At 49.5% G+C, this 20,502-nt stretch carries 13 protein-coding genes; 11 read left to right on the top strand and 2 right to left on the bottom strand.

Features of this window, described 5'->3' with window-relative positions; all coding sequences use genetic code 11:
• Positions 1–16: 16 nt before the first annotated feature.
• Positions 17–1,537 carry a hypothetical protein gene (locus DWZ03_RS11690; protein WP_008665740.1) on the bottom strand — a complete coding sequence of 507 codons (1,521 nt, stop codon included), beginning with the start codon at positions 1,535–1,537 and terminating at the stop codon, positions 17–19.
• Positions 1,538–1,740: 203 nt separating this feature from the next.
• Here DWZ03_RS11690 and DWZ03_RS11695 point away from each other — a divergent pair, with 203 nt between their 5' ends.
• Complete coding sequence (locus tag DWZ03_RS11695) at positions 1,741–5,796, top strand: hybrid sensor histidine kinase/response regulator transcription factor (protein WP_120130093.1); 4,056 nt, start codon at positions 1,741–1,743, stop codon at positions 5,794–5,796.
• Between the two features lie 40 nt (positions 5,797–5,836).
• On the opposite strand, the gene DWZ03_RS11700 is transcribed toward DWZ03_RS11695, so the two are convergent.
• The gene (locus DWZ03_RS11700; protein WP_057087092.1) at positions 5,837–6,517 is read right to left on the bottom strand and encodes a tetratricopeptide repeat protein; all 681 of its coding nucleotides are present in this window, start codon (positions 6,515–6,517) and stop codon (positions 5,837–5,839) included.
• 143 nt (positions 6,518–6,660) lie between these two features.
• Here DWZ03_RS11700 and DWZ03_RS11705 point away from each other — a divergent pair, with 143 nt between their 5' ends.
• The 10 genes from DWZ03_RS11705 (at position 6,661) to DWZ03_RS11750 (ending at position 20,491) form a co-directional block, all read left to right on the top strand.
• Entirely contained in the window at positions 6,661–8,034 is a 1,374-nt protein-coding gene (locus DWZ03_RS11705) for an MATE family efflux transporter (protein ID WP_005835091.1), read from the top strand.
• Positions 8,035–8,297: 263 nt separating this feature from the next.
• Positions 8,298–10,820 (top strand): heavy metal translocating P-type ATPase, encoded by a 2,523-nt coding sequence (locus tag DWZ03_RS11710; protein WP_120130099.1) that lies wholly within the window; start codon positions 8,298–8,300, stop codon positions 10,818–10,820.
• Positions 10,821–10,908: 88 nt separating this feature from the next.
• Positions 10,909–11,847, top strand: a complete 939-nt coding sequence (locus DWZ03_RS11715) for a DMT family transporter (RefSeq protein WP_005824237.1) — start codon at positions 10,909–10,911, stop codon at positions 11,845–11,847.
• A 22-nt stretch (positions 11,848–11,869) separates the two neighbouring features.
• Positions 11,870–12,385 carry a nucleoside 2-deoxyribosyltransferase domain-containing protein gene (locus DWZ03_RS11720; protein ID WP_005824239.1) on the top strand — a complete coding sequence of 172 codons (516 nt, stop codon included), beginning with the start codon at positions 11,870–11,872 and terminating at the stop codon, positions 12,383–12,385.
• Between the two features lie 83 nt (positions 12,386–12,468).
• A complete protein-coding gene (gene pyrH / locus DWZ03_RS11725) occupies positions 12,469–13,179 on the top strand; it encodes a UMP kinase (protein ID WP_005835090.1) in 711 nt (236 codons plus the stop codon).
• A gap of 113 nt (positions 13,180–13,292) precedes the next feature.
• Positions 13,293–13,853, top strand: coding sequence for a ribosome recycling factor (gene frr / locus DWZ03_RS11730; RefSeq protein WP_005824243.1), 561 nt, complete (start codon positions 13,293–13,295; stop codon positions 13,851–13,853).
• A 106-nt stretch (positions 13,854–13,959) separates the two neighbouring features.
• On the top strand, positions 13,960–14,892 hold the full coding sequence (gene rsgA, locus DWZ03_RS11735; RefSeq protein ID WP_120130102.1) for a ribosome small subunit-dependent GTPase A: 933 nt from the start codon (positions 13,960–13,962) through the stop codon (positions 14,890–14,892).
• Positions 14,893–15,013: 121 nt separating this feature from the next.
• A complete protein-coding gene (locus DWZ03_RS11740; protein WP_005835084.1) occupies positions 15,014–16,096 on the top strand; it encodes an efflux RND transporter periplasmic adaptor subunit in 1,083 nt (360 codons plus the stop codon).
• A gap of 40 nt (positions 16,097–16,136) precedes the next feature.
• Positions 16,137–19,169 carry an efflux RND transporter permease subunit gene (locus DWZ03_RS11745; RefSeq protein WP_117689244.1) on the top strand — a complete coding sequence of 1,011 codons (3,033 nt, stop codon included), beginning with the start codon at positions 16,137–16,139 and terminating at the stop codon, positions 19,167–19,169.
• Entirely contained in the window at positions 19,166–20,491 is a 1,326-nt protein-coding gene (locus DWZ03_RS11750; RefSeq protein WP_117689245.1) for a TolC family protein, read from the top strand. Before DWZ03_RS11745 ends, DWZ03_RS11750 begins: the two co-directional genes overlap by 4 nt.
• The last annotated feature ends 11 nt before the right edge of the window (positions 20,492–20,502 follow it).

Raw genomic sequence — 20,502 nt, forward strand, 5'->3', positions numbered from 1 at the left:
AATCTAATGTTACTTTTTAATTAGCAGGCACAATCTTGCCGCGGCCCAAATGCGCGTCAAACTCAAAGCGGTAATTGCCGGTCACCGTAACCGTAGGCTTCATCCAGTTGTCACCTACCATCGAGCCGTCTTCCCAACGCTGATTGGTGCCTTCCCAATTAGGATTCACATCCCCTTTCTTACTGAAGTAACCAAACTTCTCTACATTCTGAGAGTCGTCACACCGCCATTCCACATGATCCCACCATCCGTCGGGATGATAATTGGATATGATGAAGTTCATTTCTTCACCGGCTTCCAGCGTCCAAGTTCCATTTTCCGGATAATAGAAAAGATGAGGATTGTTTTTATCCTGGGCAAACAACTGATTTCCCGCATCCTGAGGAGAACCTCCCCAACCGATATAGAAATCAATGAATGATTCCCCATTCTCCCAACGGTCAAAACAAGGCTTTCCATATTCATATTTCATCGGATTTGTAGCCTCTGTCACCGAGTACGTGCGCATACTATAAGTAGACTCTTTCACATTGATGTCTATTTCATAATAAACACCAGCCTCATCCAAGACAATAGGTTTAGCCGTTTCCGGGTCATCCGTCAGTTTTGTATTATCCTCCGGATCAAGGCCAAAACAGATAGGAGTAAAGTCTGTCTTTTGCGGTAAGAAGAAAATTTCCGTACCGGCAGCTTTATTATAATAACGTGCACGATATTGGTACTCGCCCGTATGGTTAATCACCATCGGTACACCGAAAATATCACTGTTCAATTCCTCTACGGTTGCCACATCGGCCAGATACATTTTGGGGAAGTCAGGCATTTCAGATACACTGATGGTACTATTGGTCACTGTCTGATTGCCTCTGGCATCCACAGCCGTCAAAGTCACATCGTAACTTTTCACCTCATTAGGCAGAATAATCTTCTCCGTAAAGCTCAAAGTAGATTGCCCGCCAGCCTCTATACGGCGGCTTTCAAAACCTTCTACCCCAGGAATCTCAATGAGTACATAATCCAGTATGCGGTCATCTTTCACCGTGAAATTCAGGTTGAACTTTGTTTCATCCTTTATCAGTACGGTAACCTCCTTACCAGGGGCAATTGTAAATGTAGGATTCTCAAAGTCCCCATCCATCGTTATCAACACATCCTGCGACACTTCACGCCCGCCCGCATCTGTTACGGTCACTTTCACGGTGAAGCGTTCACCGATTTCATCACGCTTGAGGTCATAAGAATAGCTCAACTCATACTCCGTTTGGGGAGCTCCATAGATTTCGACCAAATCAATGGTCTTGTTCAGATAAAGATCGGCACATTGCAGATTGACGGATACAATTCCATCCTGGTCAGCCAACGAACCTTCAATGGTAAAACGATGGCCGGCACCGGATTCAATATGATCCGTCACCAATGTCATTGTCGGAATCTGCCCGTCTACATCAGAGTATCCGTCATCGTCACTACATCCAGTAGTCCATAAAGCCAGCGATAATAACGCCCAGAAAGTGGCGTTAAAGAAATGCTTCTTCATAAATATTATTATTAAAGTTAAACAAAAAAGTACATTTTGTTCCGATTTATAATAATCGGCAATGCAAACATATGCCAATTTTCGATTCAACAGCTGTATAAATCTTGCAGAGAAGGCATATAAATCTGTCAATGCACGATTTGTGCACATCATCTAAAGATTTTATTTGTACTTTTGACTCATGCAATGAAAAACGACCCGTTATGAAGAAGATTCTACTTTCCATTTTCCTATGCCTGCCATTCCTGCTATCCGCGCAGCCATATACCATAAAACATCTGAGTATCCGTGAAGGGCTGTCCAACAACCATGTGGTAAGCATAGCCCAAGACAAACGGGGCTCTCTATGGTTTGCCACAGAAGAGGGTTTAAATAAATTCGACGGAATACGCTTCCTTACCTATTATAAAGAAGAAACAACCGGCAAGCAAAGCATCACCGGCAACGAACTGAACTGTCTGCTGGACGATCCCATCGACTCCATCTTATGGATAGGAACCCAGCGTGCCGGAATCAATGCATACAATTATGCCAACGATTCATTCATCACTTACAGACACAACGAAAACAACCCTGAAAGCCTGGTTACGGACGACATTACCAAAATCATTGCCGCCTCCGACGGTAACCTATGGATTTGCACCTATTGGAAAGGCGTGGACTATTTTGACAAGCAAACCGGGCAATTCACCCATTACAATACCGAAACCGTACCAGGTTTTGCAAGCAACCATATCTGGTCTGCCATAGACGGTGGTAACGGACTACTCTATATCGGGCATGTGGACCGGGGATTCAGTATACTTTCCATAAAAGACAAGACAGTCAAGAACTTCACACACGAGCCGCAATCCCCCAACAGCCTGCCCGGCAACGAAGTGACATGTGTCTACAAAGACAAAAGCGGAAACATATGGATAGGAACCGATAGAGGAGTGGTACTGTTTAACCCGGAAGCGGAAAGTTTCATCCCCTTCGACGACAAAACCAACTGCATATCGCACCGTGTATATGATATACACCAACTGGATGACAACAGACTTTGGATAGCCATGGAATTCGGCGGCATTGCCGTAGTGGATTTGTCCCAACAGCTTTTCCGTTCGTCGGACCAGATTCATGCGCTTTCTATCCGGGAGGGAGACGATGAATACGGCTTGTCCAACTCCAGTATCCGTTGCCTGCTCCAAGATTCCTTCGGTAATGTATGGGCAGGTTCCTGGGGAGGCGGCATCAACTTCATAAAACGCGAGCCGTCACTCTTCAGCACTTATAAATATTCTCCTTTTCCATCCACCAACAACAGCCTGAACAGTAAAATAGCCTCCGGTGTCTGTATGGACAAAGCCGGTAACCTCTGGATAGGAACCGATGGAGGAGGAATCAACGTATTCAACAAGGGAAGACGAATAGCCATATACAATGCTGACAACAAGAAATTCAGAAGCAATACGGTGCAGGCAGCCTTGTGCGACTCGAAGGGAGGATTATGGTTCGGACTTTTTTATGGAGGAATAGCCTACTACAACCCCAAGAGCCAAAGCTTCCGGCAGATTTTCTCCGAAGACAAGTCACGCACTGACGTACGTTCCTTTCATGAAGACAAGCAGGGAAACATTTGGGTCGGAACCAGCGAAGGCGTCTATCTTATAGATTGTGACAGCAAGACAATCAAGGCACACTACAATCTGGAGAACAATCTGGCCCGCTGTGTGCTGAAGGATTCCGAAGACCAAGTATGGGTAGGATTCTTCGGAGGAGGCCTGGGCCTCTATGACCCTCAACTCCAAAGCATCCAGCTCTTCAACGTCCTGGCCAAATTCCCCTCCAATACCATCAATGCTCTCTACGAAGACAGCAGAAAGCGGTTGTGGGTGGCCACGGGTGAAGGTTTGGTATGCTTCCCCTCCCTGACAGACAGAAACTACAAAGTATACCAACGTGAAAGCGGACTGGCTAACACCCACATACAAGCCATCGGTGAGGACAAGGCAGGAAATATTTGGGTGAGCACCAACAAAGGTATCAGCTGTCTTGTGGACAGTAAAGACATTTTCTATAACTACGACTATCACGACAACCTCCCCATGGGAAGCTTCAGTCGGGGCAGTGTAGCCTACGGACAAGACGGTAACTTTTACTTCGGCTCTATAAACGGTCTGTGCTACTTCAACCCGGAAGTTGTATTGCAGGAACGCAAATCACCACCCGCATTCATCACCAACATTGAAATTACCGACCCGCTGAACAAACCGGAAAACGGACAGAGCACCATTGCCTTAAACGGACAGAAGAACGTGCAACTGAAATATACACAGAATAGTTTCAGTATCCGGTTCAACATCCAGAACTATGCCCTGGTCAACCAAGTGGAATATGCCTATATGCTGAAAGGACTCGAGAACTCCTGGTATACGCTTACAGACCCCAATAATGTCACCTTTCGTAATCTTCCTCCCGGGAAATACCAGTTCCAAGTGAAAACGCGCATGCGCAACCAAGCATGGTCGGACGCAACCACCTCATTGAACATCCGCATCGCCCCACCCCTTTGGCTTACTTGGTGGGCAAAGTCATTCTATATCCTGCTGTCCCTTATCATCCTTTTCTCTATACTCTATGCCTACAAGAAAAGACTGGATGCTGAAGCACTGTACCAACTGGAGAAGCAGAGCCACGAACACGAGCAGGAACTGAACAACGAACGCCTGCGCTTCTACACCAACATCACCCATGAACTGCGCACCCCGCTTACGCTGATACTGGGTCCGCTGGAAGACATACAGAAAAGTGATACACTATCCACCAAAGACGCACAGAAGATATCCGTCATTCACCAAAGTGCCATCCGGCTACTGAACCTCATCAACCAGATATTGGAGTTCAGAAAGACCGAGACCCAGAACAAGAAACTCTGCGTGAGCCGGGACAACCTCGTACCCCTTATCCGCGAGATAGGCCTGAAGTACAAGGAACTGAACCGGAAGCCAGCCGTCGATATCCGGCTGGTGGTGGAGAAAGAGCATATACCTATATACTTCGACAAGGAAATTATCCAGACCATCCTGGACAATCTGATATCCAATGCCCTAAAGTACACGGAAAAGGGTAGCATCAGCATCGGTATCCGACAGGTGGAACGTGCCGAAGTGAACTATACGGAAATCCGGGTCAGCGACACGGGATACGGTATCAAGCCGGAGGCACTACCCCACATATTCGACCGTTATTACCAGGAAGGCGGCAAACACCAGGCTTCGGGTACCGGTATCGGACTTTCTCTGGTGAAAAACCTCGTAGCCCTACACGAAGGGGAAATCCGCGTAGAGAGTGCTCCCAATCAAGGTAGTACCTTCTACGTCAGCCTGCTTACCGACAACAGTTACCCGCAGGCACTGCATGCCGATTCGCAGGAAAAGGAAAGCAACGTCCAGCATATAGAAGAGGCACAAGTAAATCAAGTTTCATCCAGCGACAAACCCATATTGCTGGTAGTGGAAGACAATCCGGACATCTGCGACTATATAGCCGAATCCTTCTCCGACCACTTTGAAGTAAAGACTGCCGCCAACGGAAAGCTGGGCAAGGAAAGCGCCCTGAAAGAAATACCTGACATCATCGTCAGTGACATTATGATGCCGGTAATGGACGGAAACGAGATGTGCCGTGAGCTGAAAAAAGACGTGCGCACCAGCCACATACCCATTATACTGCTGACAGCCAAAGACTCGCTGCGCGACAAAGAGGAAGGCTACCAGGTAGGTGCCGACTCCTACCTCACCAAACCGTTCAGCGCCAGCCTGCTGCATAGCCGTATAGAAAACCTGCTCCAATCGCGGCGCAACCTGGCAAACCATTTCAGCGCCAATGCCGCCATAAGCAATAAAGCGGCTGTCATTACAGAATCGCTCAACAAGCTGGACAACGAGTTTATCCACAAGATAAACCAACTGATAGAGGAACGGCTATCTTCAGACAAAATAGACATCAGCTATCTTTCGGACAAAATGTGCATGAGCAATTCCACACTCTACCGCAAGATGAAAGCACTTACCGGACTTTCCACCAACGAATACGTCCGCAAGATAAGGATGAAACACGCCGAGCAATACCTGCTGGAAGGCAAATACAACATTTCGGAAATAGCATTCAAGGTAGGTATAAACAATCTGTTCTACTTCCGGCAATGCTTCAAGGAAGAATTCGGCTGCATACCTTCGGAATATCTGAAGAGATTAAAAGAGACCGGAGAGAAATAAGAGACAAACAGCCCCTTCCTCTTAGTCGGGATGCGGACAGCTATTTCAGCTCCAGCTCCATCTTCTTTATCTTTTCCAGCGTATTGCCTGCTTCCATGGAGGGGAATACTTGAAGCACGCGTTGCAGGTATGTCTTAGCCTTGCCGTAGCTATTGGTGAACACGTCTGACAATCCGTTGCGATAGCGTGCATACTGCATCCTTGTGGGGGAAGTTATCTTTTTATAGTCTTCTTCGAGCTTCTTCTTATCCTTCTCGGCCTGGAGATAATAATAATTCCCCAAGAAGATATTGGCTTGGAGATTGTCGGCATCCAGCATCAATACCTTTTCATAGGTTTTCAAGGCATCTTTCTCCTTTCCCCGCATCATCTCCATTTCGGCACAAGAGACAAGTGCAGGTACGTCTTCGGGATGACGCTGCAAGAACTCCTTATAGAAGAGGTAGGCTTTATCGTAATTTCTTGCTTCCTTGTAGTGCACAGCCAATACGTCTGCCAAGCGGGGAGCCACCTCACTGCTCTTGTCCACATTGGCCCAATAGAACATTTCCGTCCTATCCTCACCGGCATTTGCCGCCTGGCGAAACAAACTCACCGCATAGTCATCTTTACCCTCGGAAAGTGCATCGGACACTTTCGAAAGCAACTCATTTGCCGACTGTCCCCAGACAGACAGCGGACACATCAAGAACAAGGAGAAAAGCAACGTTAAGGTTTTCATTTTTAGTGTATATATATAGTTTAACAGCCCAATCAGTCTCATAGAAATCTACCTACAAAACTACGCATTTTTACGGTAACCATCAATAGTTGAAAGTAGAAAAATAGTTAACTTTGCCGACCTTAATGAATTAAATAATATAAATGAAGCCCAGAGACAGACAAATACTGCAAATAGCCTTACCTTCCATCGTATCGAACATCACCGTGCCGCTGCTCGGCCTGATTGATGTAGCCATCGTCGGCCATCTGGGTTCGCCCGCCTACATAGGCGCCATTGCCGTAGGTGGCATGCTGTTCAACATTATCTACTGGATATTCGGTTTTCTGAGGATGGGTACCAGCGGAATGACCTCGCAAGCATTCGGCAAGCGGGATTTACCGGAGGTGGTCCGCCTGCTGTTGCGTTCCGTGAGCATAGGCCTGGCAGTCGCGTTCTGCCTCATCCTGCTGCAAACGCCTATCAGGCAGGGAGCCTTCCTTCTCATCCATCCTACGGATGAAGTCAAAGAAATGGCAACGTGCTATTTCCATATCTGCATTTGGGGGGCACCTGCCATGCTGGGGCTATACGGACTGACGGGATGGTTCATCGGCATGCAGAATTCGCGTATCCCCATGTATATAGCCATCACACAGAATGTGGTCAATATCATTGCCAGCCTCGGACTGGTTTATCTGTGTGGGATGAAAGTAGAAGGAGTAGCTTTGGGGACGTTGATTGCCCAGTATGCTGGCTTCCTGATGGGCATTGTCCTTTGGATGCACAACTACGGCAGGCTGAAAAGATTCTGGGAAATTAAAAATTATAAATTAAAAATTAAAGGGGGAGAAGGGGCAGGTATCTGGGAGAAAGGGGCGATGTTCCGGTTCTTCCAAGTGAATAGGGATATTTTTCTGCGTACTCTTTGCCTGGTGGCAGTCACGTTGTTCTTCACTTCGGCGGGAGCTTCGCAGGGAGAGATTATTCTGGCGGTCAACACGCTGCTGATGCAGCTCTTCACCTTATTCTCGTATGTAATGGACGGCTTTGCCTACGCTGGCGAAGCCTTAAGCGGCAGATACATAGGCGCACGCAACCGGGAAGCCTTTACAGACACCGTCCGGCACCTCTTCGGATGGGGAGCGGTGATAGCGGTTCTTTTTACATTGGTTTATGCGCTGGGAGGCAATGCCTTCCTCGGACTATTGACGGATGACAAAGAAGTGATAGCTGTTGCCGACACCTATTTTTATTGGGCGCTTGCCGTGCCCGCCGTCGGGATAGCCGCCTTCATCTGGGACGGCATCTTCATCGGCGCCACCGCCACGCGAGGAATGCTCCTCTCCATGGCAGCGGCAGCTGTCAGCTTTTTTATCTTATATTATGGGCTGCATCCCGTCCTGGCAAACCATGCCCTATGGCTTGCTTTCCTCACTTACCTGCTGATGCGGGGAGTGGTGCAGACAGGCTTGAGCCGGGAAGTCATCCGACGGGCATTTCCCAGCAAGAAGGAACCTGCTTGGCGTGAGGGGTAGGCTATGAACAATTTCAAGGGAAAAAGCATTATCTTTGTATCGCTATGACTGATATAAAATATGGATTCCACCCTCCAGAACAAGGCGTCAGGTAGCCAGTATACGGTGCCAAACAAGTTTCAACTTTTGGCACCATCGGTTTCAATGCGAGAAACCGACGGTTTCAAGTAGTGAAACCAACGGTATCTCGGAATGAGACTGACGGTATTTGCATTTGGAACCAAGTCACTCATAGCAAGAGTAATGACTTATACAAAATTGTTATGGCAGAAAAGAATATAGTTCAAGAGACATTTCCCGTATTGGGAATGAGTTGCGCCTCATGCTCCGCACGGGTAGAAAAGACGCTGAACCATCAGTCAGGTGTCAAGAAAGCGGTCGTAAACTACGCTTCGGCAACGGCAACCGTGGAATATGACCCTACGAGCTGTTCTTCCGAGACTTTGCAGCAGGCTGTGCAGGCGGCCGGATATGACTTGTTGATAAACCAGGACGGCAACACGCTCGAAGAGGCGGAAGAGGCCCACAACAAGAAATTCAGCGCATTGAAATTCCGCACAACCTGGGCCATCATCTTGTCTATGCCCGTTGTCATCATAGGCATGTTCTTCATGGATATGCCCCATGCCAATCCCATCATGTGGGCGTTGTCCACTCCCGTCGTATTCTGGCTGGGGCGGGGATTCTTCACCAGCGCCTGGAAACAATTGCAGCATGGCAGCGCCAATATGGACACACTGGTAGCCATCAGTACGGGGACCGCCTATCTGTTCAGCCTGTTCAACATGCTATTTCCGGACTTCTGGCTATCCAGAGGCATCCATCCGCATGTATATTTTGAGGCGGCAAGTGTCATCATAGCCTTTATCCTGCTGGGCCGCCTGCTGGAAGAAAAAGCGAAAGGAAACACCTCAACCGCCATCAAGAAACTGATGGGGCTCCAACCCAAGACTGTGACCATCATTGTGGATGAAGGACACGCTGTCCCTCACTCTTCCTTTGAGCGCGTTATCCCTATCGAGCAGATTCGCCCCGGAGACATCGTCCTGGTGAAGCCCGGAGAACGGATTGCCGTGGATGGCATCGTGACGGAAGGTAGCTCCTACGTAGACGAAAGTATGCTGAGCGGCGAACCGGTAGCAGTATCCAAGCACAAAGACGCCAAGGTCTTTGCAGGTACCATCAATCAGAAGGGAAGTTTCCGCTTCCGGGCAGAGAAAATCGGCACGGATACACTGCTGGCGAAGATTATACACATGGTGCAGGACGCGCAAGGAAGCAAGGCACCGGTGCAGCAGCTGGTGGACAAGATAGCCGGGATATTCGTGCCTACCATTATAGGCATCGCAGTGCTTGCCTTCATCGCATGGATGCTACTGGACGGAACCGGCGGATTCACCCACGGATTGCTGGCATTTGTCACGGTGGTCATCATCGCCTGCCCGTGTGCACTGGGACTGGCTACTCCTACCGCCATCATGGTAGGCATCGGCAAGGGCGCCGAAAGGGGCATTCTGATAAAAGATGCCGAAAGCCTGGAGATTGCCAAGAAGATAGACACCGTGGTACTCGACAAGACCGGAACGGTGACTGAAGGAAAACCGGTAGTCAGCAAGCTGATATGGAATACGCAGGCAATGACGCCCGGTACTGGCGCCACTGCAGGCAATGCGCTGTCGGACATTTTCTATAGTCTGGAGAAGCTCTCGGAACATCCGTTGGCAGAAGCCGTGGTGAACCACCTCAAGGAGTCGGCCTCCATAGACATTCAAGACTTTGAAAGCATCACCGGAAAAGGCGTGAAAGGACGGGCACAAGGCCGGACCTACCTCGCCGGGAACCGGAAACTGCTGGAAGAAAACCATATCGCCATCCCCCCCTCCCTGCAGGAAGAGGCAACCCGACTGACATCGGAAGCACAGACCGTCATCTGGTTTGCCGATGAAGAAAACGTGCTGGCAATAGCCGGAATTACAGACCGGATAAAGGAAACTTCCATCCGTGCCGTCAGCGAGCTGCACGCCGCCGGCATCGAAGTCCACATGCTGACCGGAGACAATGAGGCCACCGCCCGTGAGATTGCCCGCAAAGCAGGCATCGCCCACTACCAGGCCAGTGTATTGCCGCAGGACAAGGCTGCCTTCGTCAGCCGGTTGCAGGCAGAAGGCCGGAAGGTTGCCATGGTGGGCGACGGCATCAACGACAGCGCCGCCCTTGCCCAAGCCGACTTAAGCATCGCCATGGGTGGAGGCAGCGACATCGCCATGGATGTAGCCAAAATGACCATCATCTCTTCCGACCTGGCTAAGATACCGGAAGCTCTCTGTCTGTCGCGTCTCACCGTCCGGACCATCCGGCAGAATCTCTTCTGGGCATTTATATATAATATAATAGGTGTACCCATTGCGGCCGGAATACTCTATCCCATCAACGGCTTCCTGCTGAACCCGATGATAGCCGGTGCGGCCATGGCATTCAGCAGTGTCAGTGTGGTGAGCAACAGCCTGCTGCTGAAACGGAAAAGAATACATGAAGGAGAAGAAAACAAAGAAGTTGAACCGCCAACAGAAACAATCATGAAGAAAGAATTCAAAGTAGAAGGCATGATGTGCAACCATTGCCGCATGCATGTAGAGAAAGCATTGAACAGTATGGAAGGCATACACGCCACCGTAACCCTGAACCCTCCGGTAGCCACCGTAGAGTTTTCGGACGGTGAAAAGACGCTCGAAGAACTGCAGAAAGTAGTGACGAAAGAAGCCGGCGACTACACACTGAAGGCATAAGTGTAGAATTCATACGGTTTTCATACAGAAAAGAAGGAGGAAATCAAAGTAAATATCTACCTTTGCGCGCTAATTTACAGATAAAGATATGAACGCAAAAGCCAAAGGATATATTTTAGGTTCCATCGCCGCAGCCTCCTACGGCATGAATCCACTGTTTGCCCTCCCGTTGTACAAGGCCGGCATGGACCCGGACTCGGTACTTTTTTTCAGATACCTCTTCGCCATCCCGTTGCTGGGCATTATGATAAAGGCGAGAGGGCGGTCATTCAAGATACAGCGGAAAGAAACATTTCCGCTCATCATCATGGGATTGCTCGTGGCCCTCTCCTCACTGACGCTTTTCCTGAGCTATAACTACATGGCCGCCGGCATAGCGTCTACACTGCTGTTCGTCTATCCCATCATGGTGGCGCTTATTATGGCCATGGTTTTCAAAGAGAAGCTGGCACTGCAAACCATCGTCTGCATGCTGCTTGCACTGGGAGGTATCGGACTGCTCTACAAGAGCGAGGACGGCAGCACACTGAGCCTGATAGGGACACTGCTGGTTTTCGCGTCTTCCCTTTCCTATGCCATATACATCGTGGGCATCAACCAGACATCGTTGAAAAATGTGGCTACGCTTAAAGTCACCTTCTATGTCCTTCTCTTCGGCCTATCGCTTTTTGTGGCACGCCTGCTCTATTCCGGCGTACTGAACACACCGGACCAGTGGTATCTGTGGGCCAATCTGCTTGCATTGGCTGTCTTCCCCACCGCCATATCCTTCCTCTGCACTACCGGTGCCATCCAATATATCGGCTCCACCCCGACCGCCATTCTCGGCGCATTGGAGCCCGTGACAGCCATCTTCTTCGGAATAGCCGTCTTTGGAGAAAGCCTGACAGTCAGAGAAAGCTTCGGACTGGTGATGATTATCGTAGCCGTAACGTTCGTCATCGCAGGAGGCAATATTACAAGCCAACTGGTCCGCTTCAGGAAACTGTTCCCAAGACTCCCGATAAGAAGCAAAAAAAGAAACTAATCCTATAAAACCATCATCAACCATGAAGAAAAGTCTCTACCTGCTTTTACTGCTGTTGTTTCCTATCGGGCTGCAGGCTCAGTCCGAGGTTATAGTACTCCACCCGGATGAAGGCAAAGCCGAAGTGAACGAAGCCGAATACACCAGAATTTTCCTGGCAGGCACCATCGACATGGGCAAAAGCATAGACTGGCAAAAGGCAACCTGCGACTGGTTCCGCGCACGCCCCCAAGGTAAATACATCCTATACAATCCCCGAAGGGACAAGGGACTCAGCGGCGAAATGTCCGACTTTGAACATCAAGTGAACTGGGAACTGGAACATCTGGAAAAAGCCGACCTGATAATCATGAATATCCTGGCAAGCAGCAAGTCCCCCATCACCCTGCTGGAGATGGGACTGCACATGCGTTCGGGCAAACTGCACGTTATCTGTGAACCCGGTTTCTACCGCTACGACAATGTGCGGATTACTTGCAACCGCTATGGCGTTCCGTTATATCACAGCATGGACGAGTTCCTAAAGACTGTGCGTTAGGCAACTATCCTACCACATTCTGCTGCACTTTTCAGTTTAATTCTTTATCTTTGCTGCAAAGCAATGTAACAAAACTATATATTATGGCAACCTATAAAAGAATCTTATTGAAACTCAGCGGCGAGAGCCTGATGGGTGAAAAGCAATACGGCATCGACGAGAAACGCCTTGCCGAGTACGCAGCTCAAATCAAAGAAATCCACGAATTGGGAGTACAAATAGGCATCGTGATAGGCGGTGGAAACATTTTCCGCGGATTGAGCGGTGCCAACAAAGGGTTCGACCGTGTGAAAGGCGACCAGATGGGAATGCTGGCAACCGTCATCAACAGCCTTGCACTCAGTTCGGCTCTGGTAGCTGCCGGCGTGAAGGCCCGCGTGCTGACTGCCGTACGTATGGAACCCATCGGTGAATTCTACAATAAATGGCGTGCCATCGAATGTATGGAAGCAGGCGAAGTAGTCATCATGTCCGCCGGTACAGGCAATCCGTTCTTCACTACCGATACCGGTTCCAGTCTGCGCGGCATCGAGATTGAGGCGGATGTCATGCTGAAAGGTACCCGTGTGGACGGCATCTACACCGCCGACCCGGAGAAGGACCCGACAGCCACGAAGTTCCACGACATCACCTACGACGAAGTGCTGAAGCGCGGTCTGAAAGTGATGGACCTCACTGCCACCTGCATGTGCAAAGAGAATAACCTGCCCATCATCGTTTTTGACATGGACACAGTGGGTAATCTGAAAAAAGTGATGCAAGGAGAAGAAATCGGTACACTGGTGCACAATTGAATGGAAAATGGAGAATAAAAAATGAATGTTATTTAATTCTTAATTCTCAATTTTCAATTTAATAATTATATTTGCAAAGTTTCAAATCAAAGCTATTTCAAAACGAAAATAATATGAGAGACGTAAAAGACATCTTAGACGAAGCGCAAGAAAGTATGGACATGGCCATCATGTATCTGGACGAGGCACTGGCTCATATCCGCGCCGGAAAAGCCGATATCCGTTTGCTGGACGGTATCCGTGTGGATTCTTATGGAAGTATGGTTCCTATCAACAATGTGGCAGCAGTAACCACTCCGGACGCACGCAGCATTGCCATCAAGCCATGGGATAAGAGCATGTTCCGCGTCATTGAAAAGGCCATCATTGACTCCAGTCTCGGCATCATGCCCGAAAACAATGGTGAGATTATCCGTATCGGCATCCCGCCACTGACGGAAGAACGCCGTAAACAACTTGCCAAACAGTGTAAGGGAGAAGGAGAAACTGCCAAGGTAAGTGTACGTAATGCACGCCGTGATGCCATCGACGCCTTGAAGAAATCCGTAAAGGACGGACTGGCCGAAGACGCCCAGAAAGGCGGTGAAGAAAAGCTGCAGAAGATTCACGACAAGTTCATCAAGCAGATTGATGACATGCTGGCTGCAAAGGATAAAGAAATCATGACCGTTTAATTAAGTTGAAAACGGAAAATGGAAAGTTGAAAATAAACCGATATACCAAGTATAGAAGCCTTTCAACCTTCCATTTTCAACTTTCAACTTTCAACTTTCAATTATTTTGAGGGGACTCGTTATAAAAAACACCGGAAGTTGGTACTTGGTACGGACTGACGACGGAAGGGAGATTGAATGTAAAATCAAAGGGAACTTCCGGCTGAAAGGCATACGAAGCACTAATCCCGTGGTTGTAGGCGATTATGTGAACATCATACTGAACCAAGAAGGTACGGCCTTTATCAGCGAGATAGAGGACCGGAAGAATTACATCATCCGCCGCGCCTCCAACCTTTCCAAGCAATCGCACATTCTTGCTGCCAACCTCGACCAGTGCATGCTCATAGTGACGGTGAACTATCCCGAGACCTCCACTACCTTTATAGACCGTTTTCTCGCCTCTGCCGAGGCATACCGTGTTCCCGTCAAGATTATATTCAACAAAGTGGATGCCTACAATGAAGAGGAACTGCACTATCTGGACAGTCTCATCAACCTTTACACCACCATCGGCTATCCTTGTTTCAAGGTTTCTGCCAGAAAAGGGGAAGGCATCGACACTATCGAGAAAGAACTCAAAGGACGCATAACCCTCTTTTCCGGACATTCCGGAGTAGGGAAATCGACACTCATCAAGGCAATACTGCCCGATATAGAGATTAAAACCGGAGAGATATCCGCCTATCATAATAAAGGTATGCACACCACTACCTTCTCAGAAATGTTCCCGGTTCCGGGCAACGGATATATCATTGACACTCCGGGCATCAAAGGTTTCGGAACATTCGATATGGAAGAAGAAGAGATAGGCCACTACTTCCCGGAAATATTCAAGGTATCTGCCGACTGCCGTTACGGCAACTGTACCCACCGCCACGAACCCGGATGCGCTGTACGCGAGGCTGTCGAGAAGCACTATATCAGCGAATCCCGTTACGCTTCTTATCTGAACATGCTGGAGGACAAGGAGGAGGGAAAATACCGGGCTGCTTACTGATTTGTCATTTTATCACCTTTCCAATCCATATTCTTACACTTTTTAACTCTTTATCTTTTAAACTATTCTCTTTTCCCGTAGTCTAATCTAAGGCTGATTTTATTACTACTAATACTACAACATGAATAAGAGAGTTAAATGGGGCATCATTATCGTGATTGGTGCCGGACTGATTGGAGGAGGAATCTACTCCCAATTACCTAAAGAGAATGAAGAATTAGCCGCTGCAGACAAGGTGATGACCGGTCAACGTAGCGGTAAGAAAATTCTAAACATAAACGCAAAAATAATCAAACCGCAACTGCTGAAGGATGAAATACAAATCAGCGGCAGCCTGCTGCCGGATGAGGAAGTGGACCTTTCTTTCGAGACATCCGGCAAAATCATAGAGATAAATTTTGAAGAAGGCAGCTTCGTCAAGAAAGGACAATTACTTGCCAAAGTTAATGACCGGCCGCTGCAAGCACAATTGCAACGCCTCGTCTCCCAATTAAAGTTGGCAGAAGACCGCGTGTTTCGCCAGAACGCCCTGCTGGAAAGGGATGCGGTCAGTAAAGAAGCCTACGAACAAGTAAAGACCGAGCTGGCCACCCTGAATGCCGACATTGACCTGATAGAATCGAACATCGCACAAACTGAGCTGCGTGCTCCTTTCGACGGTGTCATCGGTCTGCGCCAAGTCAGTGTGGGTACTTACGCTTCCCCTACAACCATTGTAGCCAAACTCACCAAGATTTCGCCGTTGAAGGTGGAATTTGCCGTACCCGAGCGGTATGCCAATGACGTAAAGACCGGCGCCGGACTGGACTTCACTCTCGAAGGAAAGCTAAATACCTTCCACGCCACGGTTTATGCACGCGAATCAAAGATAGACCCTACTACCCATACCCTGACAATCCGTGCACTTTATCCCAATGCCAACGGAGCTGTGCTTCCGGGCCGCTATGCCAGCATCAAGCTGAACAAGGATGAAATTCAGGACGCCCTTGCCGTACCGTCCGAAGCCATTGTGCCGGAAATGGGAAAAGACAAGATATTCCTCTATAAGTCGGGAAAAGCCCAGCCGGTAGAGATTACTACGGGAATCCGTACGGAAGCGGAAGTACAAGTATTGCAAGGCTTGCAGGCAGGAGATACCATCATCACCTCGGGAACCCTGCAACTCCGTACCGGACTACCGGTAACACTGGACAATATCAATTGACAACTGTCAATTATCAACCGTTAATTATCAATTGTAAAGAATGAATATATCCGAATTAAGTATACGGCGACCGGTACTCTCGACAGTACTTACCCTGATAATCCTGCTGTTTGGCTTCATCGGCTACAATTATCTGGGTGTACGCGAGTACCCGTCTGTAGACAATCCCATCATATCAGTATCCTGCTCCTATCCGGGTGCCAACGCCGATGTCATCGAGAACCAGATAACGGAGCCTCTGGAGCAGAACATCAACGGTATTCCCGGCATACGCTCCCTCTCCAGTGTCAGCCAGCAAGGCTCATCACGCATTACAGTAGAGTTTGAGCTTTCCGTTGACCTGGAAACCGCCGCCAACGACGTACGTGATAAAGTGTCGCGTGCACAGCGCTATCTGCCTCGTGACTGTGACCCGCCTACCGTTTCAAAGGCGGATGCCGATGCCATGCCCATCCTGATGGTGGCACTCCAGAGTGACAAACGCTCGCTATTGGAGTTGAGCGAAATTGCCGACCTCACCGTAAAGGAACAGCTACAGACAATTTCCGATGTCAGCAGCGTAAGCATCTGGGGAGAGAAACGCTACTCCATGCGCCTTTGGCTAGACCCCATCAAGATGTCCGGTTACGGCATCACCCCCATGGATGTGAAGAATGCCGTAGACCAGGAAAATGTGGAACTTCCCTCCGGCAGTATCGAAGGAAATACCACCGAACTCACCATCCGCACACTGGGGCTGATGCATACGGCAGAAGAGTTCAACAACCTTATCCTGAAAGAGGATGGCAACCGTATCGTCCGTTTCAGCGACATAGGACGTGCCGAATTGGGTCCTGCCGACATCAAGAGTTATATGAAGATGAACGGTGTGCCTATGGTGGGTATCGTAGTCATTCCGCAACCGGGCGCCAACCACATAGAAATAGCCAATGCCGTATACGACCGCATGGAAAAGATGAAGAAAGACTTGCCCGAAGACATCCACTACAACTACGGTTTCGACAATACCAAGTTTATCCGTGCCTCCATCAACGAGGTGAAGCAGACGGTATACGAGGCATTTGTGCTTGTTATCATTATCATCTTCCTCTTCCTGCGCGATTGGCGTGTGACACTGGTACCGTGCATCGTGATTCCGGTTTCGCTCATCGGCGCTTTCTTCGTGATGTATCTAGCCGGCTTCTCCATCAATGTGCTTTCCATGCTGGCGGTGGTGCTTGCCGTGGGACTGGTGGTGGACGATGCCATTGTAATGACAGAGAACATCTACGTCCGCATAGAGAAAGGGATGCCACCCAAAGAAGCGGGTATCGAGGGAGCCAAAGAAATATTCTTCGCCGTAATCTCCACCACCATCACACTGGTTGCCGTGTTCTTCCCCATTGTATTCATGGACGGCATGACGGGACGTCTGTTCCGCGAATTCAGTATTGTGGTATCCGGTTCGGTGGTTATCTCTTCGTTTGCCGCACTGACCTTTACACCGATGCTCGCCACCAAGCTCCTGGTGAAGCGCGAACAGCAAAGCTGGTTCTATCGCAAGACCGAACCTTTCTTCGAAGGAATGAACCGGGTATACAGCAAGTCACTGGCCGCCTTCCTGAAACGGCGCTGGATTGCCTTGCCCTTCACCGTGGTCACCATCCTACTTATCGGATTCCTCTGGAATACTATTCCGGCTGAAATGGCTCCATTGGAGGACCGTTCACAAATCAGCATCAATACAATGGGTGCCGAAGGGGTGACATACGAGTATATCCGCGACTATACCGAAGACATCAACCATCTGGTGGACTCCATTATCCCGGATGCAGAAGCGGTAACAGCGCGTGTGTCCAGTGGTAGCGGTAACGTACGTATTACACTGAAAGACATGAAAGACCGTGACTATACCCAGATGGAAGTTGCCGAAAAGTTGTCGAAGGCAGTGCAGAAAAAGACCATGGCACGCTCTTTCGTACAGCAGTCCTCCTCTTTCGGAGGACGGCGCGGCGGTATGCCCGTGCAGTATGTATTACAAGCAACCAACATCGAGAAATTGCAGGAGGTGCTCCCCAAGTTCATGACGAAAGTCTACGAGAATCCAGTATTCCAGATGGCAGACGTAAACCTCAAGTTCAGCAAGCCCGAAGCGCGCATCAACATCAACCGAGATAAAGCGAGCATCATGGGCGTAAGCACCAAGAACATTGCCCAAACCCTGCAATACGGCTTGAGCGGACAGCGCATGGGCTACTTCTACATGAACGGAAAGCAATACGAGATATTAGGCGAAATCAACCGCCAGCAACGCAACAAGCCCGCCGACCTGAAAGGCATCTATATCCGAAGCGACAACGGGAACATGGTACAGCTGGACAACCTGATTGAGCTTACCGGCGGCATCGCACCTCCGAAACTGTACCGTTACAACCGTTTCGTTTCTGCCACCATCTCCGCGGGACTGGCGGACGGCAAGACCATCGGACAAGGTCTGGATGAAATGGACAAGATTGCCAAGGAGACGCTGGACGAGACCTTCCGCACCGCACTGACCGGAGACTCCAAAGAGTATAGGGAGAGTTCCTCCAGTCTGATGTTCGCCTTCATTCTGGCCATCGTGCTGATTTACCTGATTCTGGCCGCCCAGTTCGAAAGCTTCAAGGACCCGCTGATTATCATGTTGACGGTGCCTCTCGCCATTGCCGGCGCACTGGTGTTCATGTATTTCGGGGGGATTACGATGAATATATTCAGCCAGATTGGTATTATCATGCTGATTGGTCTAGTGGCAAAGAACGGTATCCTGATTGTGGAATTTGCCAATCAGAAGCAGGAAGCGGGTGAAGACAAGATGCGAGCCATCAAGGACGCCTCCCTGCAACGTCTGCGCCCCATCCTGATGACGAGTGCCTCCACCATCCTGGGATTGATACCGCTTGCCTACGCCACCGGCGAAGGCTGCAACCAGCGCATCGCCATGGGTACTGCCGTCGTAGGCGGCATGCTCATCTCCACACTGCTGACGATGTACATCGTGCCTGCCATATATAGTTATGTATCAACGAACCGAAGTAAACTGAAGACCGAATGAAACGCATTGTTTTAATTTTCATAGCCACTGCCTGCACAGCGCTGGGCCTTTATGCACAGCCTGCGCCTACCTACACCTTGAAGTCCTGTCTGGAGCAGGGATTGCTGAACAACTACTCCCTGCGCATTATCCGCAATGAAGAGCAGGTCAGCAAGAACAACGCCACACTGGGCAATGCGGGCTACCTGCCCACACTGGACCTCTCCGCCGGCTACAAGGGAACCATAGACAATACCGAGACCAAAGCCCGAGCCACCGGAGAGACAACCAAGGACAACGGAGTGTTTGACCAAACTCTCGATGCAGGTATCAACCTGAACTGGACCATCTTCGACGGTTTCAACATTACCGCCAACTACCAACGGCTCAAGGAGCTGGAACGCCAAGGCGAGACCAATACGCGCATCGCCATCGAGGACCTGATAGCCAACATAGCCGCCGAATACTATAACTATGTGCAGCAGAAAATCCGCTTGAAGAACTTCCGTTATGCCGTATCGCTATCCAAAGAGCGCCTGCGCATTGTGGAAGAGCGTTACCACATCGGTAACTTCTCGCGCCTGGACTACCAGCAGGCCAAAGTGGACTTCAATGCCGACAGTGCCCAATACATGAAACAGCAGGAACTGCTGCACACCTCACGTATCCAGCTGAACGAACTCATGGCAAACAAAGATGTAGACCAGCCGTTTATCATACAAGACAGCCTCATCAACGTGACCGCCTCCCTGAACTTCGAGGAGCTGTGGAACGCCACCCTCACCATCAACGCCTCACTGCTACGTGCCGAACAGAACAATACCCTGGCCCGTCTGGACTACAAGAAAGTCTGCTCGCGCGACTACCCATACGTGAAGATGAACGGCGGATACGGCTACACCCTCAACAAGTATGACATCTCTGCCAACAGCCGCCGCAGCAACCTCGGTCTGAACTTCGGCGTCACGGTCGGCTTCAATCTGTTCGACGGCAACCGGCGCCGCGAACGCAAGAATGCCCGCATTGCCGTACAGAATGCTCGCCTGGAACGGGAGCAACTGGAGCAGGCCCTGCGCGCCGACCTCAGCAACCTATGGCAGGCCTACCAAAACAACCTGCAAATGCTGAACCTGGAACGCCAGAACCTTGTGGCTGCCAAGGAGAACCACGAGATTGCCATGGAACGATATATGCTGGGCAACCTCTCGGGAATCGAGATGCGCGAAGCCCAAAAGAGTCTGCTGGATGCAGAAGAACGTATTCTCTCCGCGGAATATGATACCAAATTATGTGAAATCTCCCTACTGCAAATCAGTGGAAAAGTAGCGCGCTATATGGAATAAGCAATATAATC

Source organism: Bacteroides sp. AF29-11, assembly GCF_003602895.1.
GTDB classification, from domain to species: Bacteria; Bacteroidota; Bacteroidia; order Bacteroidales; family Bacteroidaceae; genus Bacteroides; species Bacteroides uniformis.